The organism is Caballeronia sp. M23-90 (genome assembly GCF_053574605.1).
In genome coordinates, this window is record NZ_JBSIPA010000376.1 from 1 (window position 1) to 6580 (window position 6580).

Annotated in this window: 6 protein-coding genes and 1 pseudogene; 5 read left to right on the forward strand and 2 right to left on the reverse strand. The window is 60.2% G+C overall.

What is annotated here, in order from left to right; translation table 11 throughout:
• A pseudogene (locus ACRXB1_RS27280) lies at positions 1 to 186 on the reverse strand (phosphomannomutase/phosphoglucomutase); the annotation flags it as partial.
• Between the two features lie 533 nt (positions 187 to 719).
• On the opposite strand from ACRXB1_RS27280, the gene ACRXB1_RS27285 reads away from it, so the two are divergent.
• Genes ACRXB1_RS27285 through ACRXB1_RS27305 form a run of 5 tightly spaced genes read left to right on the forward strand, consistent with a single transcriptional unit; the run spans position 720 to position 6173 of the window.
• On the forward strand, positions 720 to 1976 hold the full coding sequence (locus ACRXB1_RS27285; RefSeq protein ID WP_449493797.1) for an oligosaccharide flippase family protein: 1257 nt from the start codon (positions 720 to 722) through the stop codon (positions 1974 to 1976).
• Positions 1973 to 2773, forward strand: a complete 801-nt coding sequence (locus ACRXB1_RS27290; protein ID WP_449493798.1) for a glycosyltransferase — start codon at positions 1973 to 1975, stop codon at positions 2771 to 2773. The genes ACRXB1_RS27285 and ACRXB1_RS27290 overlap by 4 nt, the downstream gene beginning before the upstream one ends.
• 27 nt (positions 2774 to 2800) lie before the next feature.
• Entirely contained in the window at positions 2801 to 3967 is a 1167-nt protein-coding gene (locus tag ACRXB1_RS27295; protein WP_082771310.1) for a glycosyltransferase family 4 protein, read from the forward strand.
• Positions 3968 to 3991: 24 nt separating this feature from the next.
• Positions 3992 to 5026, forward strand: a complete 1035-nt coding sequence (gene galE, locus ACRXB1_RS27300; protein ID WP_449493799.1) for a UDP-glucose 4-epimerase GalE — start codon at positions 3992 to 3994, stop codon at positions 5024 to 5026.
• Between the two features lie 31 nt (positions 5027 to 5057).
• Positions 5058 to 6173 carry an MraY family glycosyltransferase gene (locus ACRXB1_RS27305; RefSeq protein WP_449493800.1) on the forward strand — a complete coding sequence of 372 codons (1116 nt, stop codon included), beginning with the start codon at positions 5058 to 5060 and terminating at the stop codon, positions 6171 to 6173.
• Positions 6174 to 6211: 38 nt separating this feature from the next.
• Here ACRXB1_RS27305 and ACRXB1_RS27310 read toward each other — a convergent pair.
• Positions 6212 to 6580: alpha/beta fold hydrolase (locus ACRXB1_RS27310; RefSeq protein ID WP_449493801.1), on the reverse strand; the 369-nt coding region annotated here is incomplete at its 5' end.

Here is a 6580-nt window from a genome sequence, read left to right on the forward strand (position 1 = left end):
TGGGCCGGACAAGCGGCCATCGCGCGCGACGACGACCGAGTCGCCGCCAAGTTTGCGGATCTCACTGCCGAACGCGCGGCCGATGTTGCGTGCAACGCCGGCATCGACTGTCTTGCCCACGATCCCGCGAATGTCATAAGCCTTGAAAATGGACTGGGTAACTGATGCTTGCGGTGACTGGCTCATGGAATGGCTACCTGACTAATAATTGAAATGGTTCCGGGGCATCCCGAAGCGTCCCGGGTCACGAAGACCCTGTGATGCAGACCTGCTTGAAACTTGCGTGTTTCTACTCTTTGCCGGCCCAGAAACGATACCCGGACGGAGCGCGAAAAATAACGAAAGAAATGGGCCCGGGCGGTTCAACCTGCGCCCTGGCCGCCTGTCCGTTCGCGGTCGAGTTCGTCAAACGCGCTTATATATCACGAGCGGGCGGTATCGGACCACGCGTTTGCGCACACTGTTCGCACCTATAATCGCAATCTTTCGAAACCCGGGCCGCCCGGACACGTTCCGCGTCTGCAAGGTCATGCGAACCTGCGCAAATATTCTAATCCAATGCTCCGACGCTTTTTCATAACGAACAACAAAGGCGACGGCAATCGCCTCGCTGATTGGCCGGACAGCGTGCCCGAAGGTCTGCACCATCGGATGATGTCAGCAATTCGCATGCCCGTTCCTGACAATTTCATCACGCCAGCGGCGAGCGCCAGCCACGCATGCTGAAACGGATATCGAACCCGGACGTCGCCCGCGCGCTCGCGAACATCGTCTGGCTTGGGCTTGAACGGCTTACGCAGATTGCCGTGGCGATCGGCATCAGCGGGTTGCTTGCGCGCTTTTTTGGCCCCGATGTATTCGGCAAATGGCAATACGCGAACACGCTACTGCTCGTGATCGCGCCGATCACGTGGGTCTGCGGCGCGGAAATCCTCGTGCCGACTATCGTGCATCGCGATCCGAAGCAGATCGGCACCGTGCTCGGCAGTGCGTTTGTGCTGCGCATCGGCATCTCGGCGGCGGCGCTCGTCTTGACGTGGATCGGCATTGCGGCAGGGTTCACCGATCCGCTCGTCGGCGCGATGCTCGCCGGCCTCGCCGTGACCATGCTGTTTCGCGAACCGTTCGTGGGCGTGATCAACGCGTGGCTGCAAAGCATGACGTACAGCAAGCCGCAATTGCTGACCAGCATGGTCACGGCCATCCTGAAGGCTGGCCTCGTGTTCCTGCTGGTGCGCGCGGCCGCAAGTCCGGCGCGTTTCGGCTGGCTCTGGGCGCTGGAATCGGCGGCTATCGGCGGCGTATTGCTGCTGTATTACATACGCCGCAATGGCGGCACGCTGGGCTGGCATCTCGACCGGTCGCTCTTCAAGCATTTCGCGAGCGCCGGCACGGTGTTCTGGCTCGGGCTGATCTGCATGTCGGTGTTCATGAAACTCGACCGGCTGATGCTGGAACGCCATATCTCCTTCGCCAATCTCGGTGTGTACTCCGCCGCGCAGCAACTGAACGAAAACTGGATCGCGCTCGCGCTGATGCTCGCACAGACCATCGCGCCGGCGTTCGTCTACAAGGTGAGCGATGCCTTGCAATTGAAGCGCAATATCATTCGACTTTTCGCAATGACCGCCGTGCTGATGATCTGCGGCGCAATCATCCTCGATCTGCTTGCAGCGTTTATCATTTCGCATGTGTTCGGGCCGGCGTACACGGCTTCCATCGATATCTTCCGTTGGGCCGTCTGGCTCTCGCTGCCAGCGGGTATAGAAGCGATTGGTAATCTGGTCGTGCTCAAATACCAGGCGAAGTTCGTATTGCTCGCGAAGTGGCTGCTGGCGCTGGTGGTTGCGGCAATCGTCAACCTGATCGCGATTCCGCGCATGGGCAGCTACGGCGCGCTGGTCGGACTCGCCGCGGGATATCTTGCGGCGGCACTGGTGAATCTTTACTACATCCGCTTCCGGTTGCAGACATGAGCACGCCTTTTCTCGACGATGTGGCCGTGCTGCTACCGGCATTCAATGCGCAGCATGATGTGGAGCGTACGCTTGCATCGTTTTGCGAACGTGCGCCGGTGCGGGTGCTGATCGTCGATGACGGCAGCCTGCCGCCCATCGTTGCGCCGGCGGTGGCGAACATGACGGTTGAAGTACTGCGCATGCCGGACAATGGCGGTATCGAGCGGGCATTGCAGGCGGGCATCGATGCGCTGGCCGCACGCGGCATCAGATACGCGGCGCGTATAGATGCGGGCGATCTCGCGACGCCATACAGGCTCGAAAAGCAGCGCGAACATATGGAAACGCATCCGCAAACGGCCGTACTAGGCATGTGGACGCACGTGGTCGACATGGAAGGCGCGCCGCTCTTCGACTTGCAGCCGCCGACCGGACCCGCCGATATCCGGCGTGTCATGCTGATGCGTTCGTGCTTCACGCATCCGTCGCTGATGCTGCGCGTGGACGCCGTGATCGGCGCAGGCAATTACCGCGCACAATACCGGGCGGCCGAGGACCTCGATCTGATCCTGCGTCTTCTGCAACATCACGATGGCGCAAATCTCCCCGAATTCGGCGTGTATTACGAACTCAATGAACACGGCATCAGCGCGACCCGACGCCGGACACAAGTGTGGTCCACGCTGCGGCTCCAGATGAAGTATTTGCGTGCGACAAACCTGCCGGACTGGATCGGCGTGGCGAAGAACGTGGCGCACCTGGTGTTGCCCTATCGCGCGTTGCGTTCCCTGAAAACACGCCTGCTCGGTGCTTGAAACAACGCCCTTTTTTAAATGGAAAGAATGAACGCAGAGACCTCCCGCCTTCGCATTGCCCTCGTCTGCAACACCGCCTGGGCGATCTATACCTACCGGCGCGGTTTGCTGCGAATGTTGATCGAACAGGGCGCCGAAGTGTCGATCATCGCGCCGCGCGACCGCACGTTCCCGCTGATGGAAGCAATGGGCTGCCGGTGTGTCGACCTGCCCATGGCGTCGAAGGGAACGAATCCACGCGATGACCTCAGGACGCTCGCCGCGCTGTATCGCGAATACCGCGCAGCGCGTCCGCAGATCGTCTTCCATTACACGATCAAGCCGAATATCTATGGGACGATCGCCGCGAAGCTCGCGGGCATTCCATCGATAGCCGTGACCACCGGCCTCGGCTACGTGTTCATCCAGCAAAGCGGAACGGCGAACATCGCGAAGAAACTCTACAGGTTCGCGTTCCGCTTTCCGCGCGAAGTCTGGTTCCTGAACAAGGACGATCGTCAGGCTTTCATCGATCAAAACCTGCTCGTCAAGCCTGAACGCGCGCGACTTCTGCACGGCGAAGGCGTCGATCTCGACGAATACGCTTTCCAGCCGCTACCGCGCGCCAACCCGCAGACGGAAGGCTTTTTTTTCGTTTTAATTGGCCGCCTGCTGTGGGATAAAGGCGTGGCGGAATACGTCGAAGCCGCGCGCCGGATTCGCGCGAAATATCCTTACGCGCGCTTCCAGTTGCTCGGGCCGGCCGGCGTGGACAATCCCAGCGCGATCACGCTCGACGAAGTCCAGGCGTGGCAGCGCGAAGGCGTCATCGATTATCTCGGCGAAGCGACCGATGTCCGCGCGTTCATCGGCAACGCCGATTGCGTGGTCCTGCCGTCGTATCGCGAGGGCGTGCCGCGAACGCTGATGGAAGCATCGGCGATGGGCCGCCCGATTGTTGCGACCGATGTCCCCGGTTGCCGCGAAGTCGTTGAAAACGGCGTGACCGGTTTTCTCTGCGAAGTGAAAGACCCGGACAGCCTGACGCAACAATTGGAACGCATGCTGCTCGCAAGCCATGCAGCGCGCGCCGAAATGGGCGTGGCGGGCCGCGCCAAGGTCACGCGGGAATTCGATGAAAACGGCGTCGTCGAACGTTATAAAGGCACAATACGCGCGATTACCGGATTCTCGGCGACCGGCGTCTCACTTTAAAAAGCACCTCCGGGAGCGACACTCATGACTGAACAAACAAACAATAAAGGCACCATTCTCGTGACCGGCGGGGCGGGTTTTATCGGCTCGCATACCTGCGTGGAATTGCTGAATGCGGGATTCGGCGTTGTCGTGATCGACAACCTCGTGAACAGCAACGCGCAATCGCTCAAGCGCGTGGAGCAGATCACCGGCAAGACACTCGCGTTCTATGAAGCGGACGCCCGCGACGAATCCGCCCTCGCCCGCATCTTCGACGAACATGCAATCACCGGCGCGATCCATTTCGCGGCGCTGAAGTCGGTGGGCGAATCGGTCGCTAAGCCGATCGAGTATTACCGCAACAACGTGGACAGCCTGCTCGTGCTGCTCGACACGATGCGTGCGCGCAACGTGAAGAAGATCGTGTTCAGCTCGTCGGCGACGGTGTATGGCATGCCGAAGAGCGTGCCTATCGACGAATCGTTTCCGCTTTCGGCGACCAACCCCTACGGCCAGTCGAAGCTGATCGCCGAGCAGATCCTGCGTGACCTGGAACTCTCCGATCCGACATGGCGCATCGCCACCTTGCGGTATTTCAATCCGGTCGGCGCGCACGAAAGCGGTTTGATCGGCGAAGATCCGGCCGGCGTGCCGAACAACCTGATGCCGTACGTAGCGCAAGTTGCGGTGGGCAAGCTCGAACGACTGCGCATCTTCGGCAGCGACTACCCGACGCCCGATGGCACCGGCGTGCGCGATTACATCCATGTGGTGGATCTGGCGCGCGGCCACATCAAGGCCATCGATGCACTGCAATCGCTTGACCGCAGCTTCGTGGTGAACCTCGGCACGGGTCACGGTTACAGCGTGCTGGACGTGGTGAAGGCGTTCGAGGCGGCGTCGGGCAAGCCGGTGCCGTATGAGCTCGTAGCGCGCCGTCCGGGCGATATCGCCGAGTGTTATGCGAACCCCGCCGCCGCGTCCGAACTGATCGGCTGGCAGGCTGAACATGGCATCGAGCGGATGTGCGCCGATCATTGGCGCTGGCAGTCGCAGAATCCGAAGGGCTTTGCCTGACCCGTCCCGTTCTTTTTAGTGATTATTTTTCATGCTTAGCTTCGCGCTCGGTTTTCTGGTTTCGCTGTTCACCACGCTGTTGATCGTGCGGTTTGCACATTTGCACGAAGGCATCTCCGGCGACACCGATATGACCGGCGTGCAGAAGTTTCACGCGCGGTCGGTGCCGCGCATTGGCGGCGTCGGCATTCTTTTGGGGCTTGCCGTCTCTGCCGTGCAGCTTCGATGGAGCTATCCGGCTGTATCGAGCGGGATTCTTGCCGTGGTCGCGTGCGGTTTGCCCGCTTTCTTTTCGGGGCTCATCGAAGACCTGACCAAGCGCGTGACGCCCGTCGTGCGCCTGGTCTGCACCATGGCCGCCGCCGCGCTCGCGTATTTCCTGCTCGGCATCGCAGTGACACGTATCAGCGTGCCGCCGCTCGACTTCCTGCTGACCTATGGCGTGATCTCGTGTCTCGTGACCGTGATCGCGGTGGCGGCGCTGGCGAACGCGATCAATATCATCGACGGCTTCAACGGCCTTGCATCGATGGTCGCATTCATGATGTTCGCCTCGCTCGCGTACGTCGCGTTCCAGGTCCACGATCCGATCGTGTTGTCGGCTTCGTTGATCATGATGGGCGCGGTGATGGGCTTTTTCATCTGGAACTTCCCGGCGGGCCTGATCTTTCTCGGCGATGGCGGCGCCTATTTCATCGGCTTCATGCTCGCCGAATTGTCGATCATGCTCGTGATGCGCAATCGCGATGTATCGGCGTGGTTTCCCGTGCTGCTCTTCATGTATCCGATCTTCGAGACGTGTTTCTCGATCTACCGGAAAAAATTCATTCGCGGCATTTCGCCGGGCATTCCCGACGGCGTTCATCTGCACATGCTGGTGTACAAACGCCTCATGCGATGGGCCGTCGGGGCGCAGAACGCACGTGAGCTCACGCAACGCAACTCGCTGACATCGCCGTATTTGTGGTTGCTGTGCCTGATCGCCGTGATTCCCGCCACGCTGTTCTGGCGGCATACGGTGCACCTGTTTTGCTTTGTCGTGGTGTTTGCATTCACGTATGTGTGGCTGTACGTGAGCATTGTCAGATTCAAGTCGCCGCGATGGATGGTGTTTCGCCGCGCGCACCCGGTGAAGCACAAGCCATGACACGCAATGCGCCGGCTCTCCAGCCGGCGCGTGTCTTTTTAGCTCGATGCAAATTCCAGCAAGTCCGCGTTCACCTTGTCCGCTTCGACCACGCACATGCCGTGCGCGCCGCCCGGATAGACCTTGAGCGTGGCGTTCGGCACGATCTTCGCTGACATGCGTCCGGCTGTGTCGATAGGAACGATCTGGTCGTCATCGCCATGCAGGATCAACGTGGGAACGTCGATCTTCTTCAGGTCCTCGGTGTAATCCACTTCCGAAAACTCGCGCACGCACGCGTAATGCCCCACGATCCCGCCAAGCATGCCCTGCGCCCAGAACGAATCGATCACACCCTGTGATTTCTTCGCGCCCTCGCGGTTATAACCGAAGAAAGGCAGCGCCAGGTCCTTGTAGAACTGAGAGCG

Bases quoted from the DNA above. Each gene is read 5' to 3' on its own strand.
- ACRXB1_RS27285 (WP_449493797.1), top strand. From the start codon at position 720: ATGCTGAAACGGATATCGAACCCGGACGTCGCCCGCGCGCTCGCGAAC.
- ACRXB1_RS27290 (WP_449493798.1), top strand. From the start codon at position 1,973: ATGAGCACGCCTTTTCTCGACGATGTGGCCGTGCTGCTACCGGCATTC.
- ACRXB1_RS27295 (WP_082771310.1), top strand. From the start codon at position 2,801: ATGAACGCAGAGACCTCCCGCCTTCGCATTGCCCTCGTCTGCAACACC.
- galE (WP_449493799.1), top strand. From the start codon at position 3,992: ATGACTGAACAAACAAACAATAAAGGCACCATTCTCGTGACCGGCGGG.
- ACRXB1_RS27305 (WP_449493800.1), top strand. From the start codon at position 5,058: ATGCTTAGCTTCGCGCTCGGTTTTCTGGTTTCGCTGTTCACCACGCTG.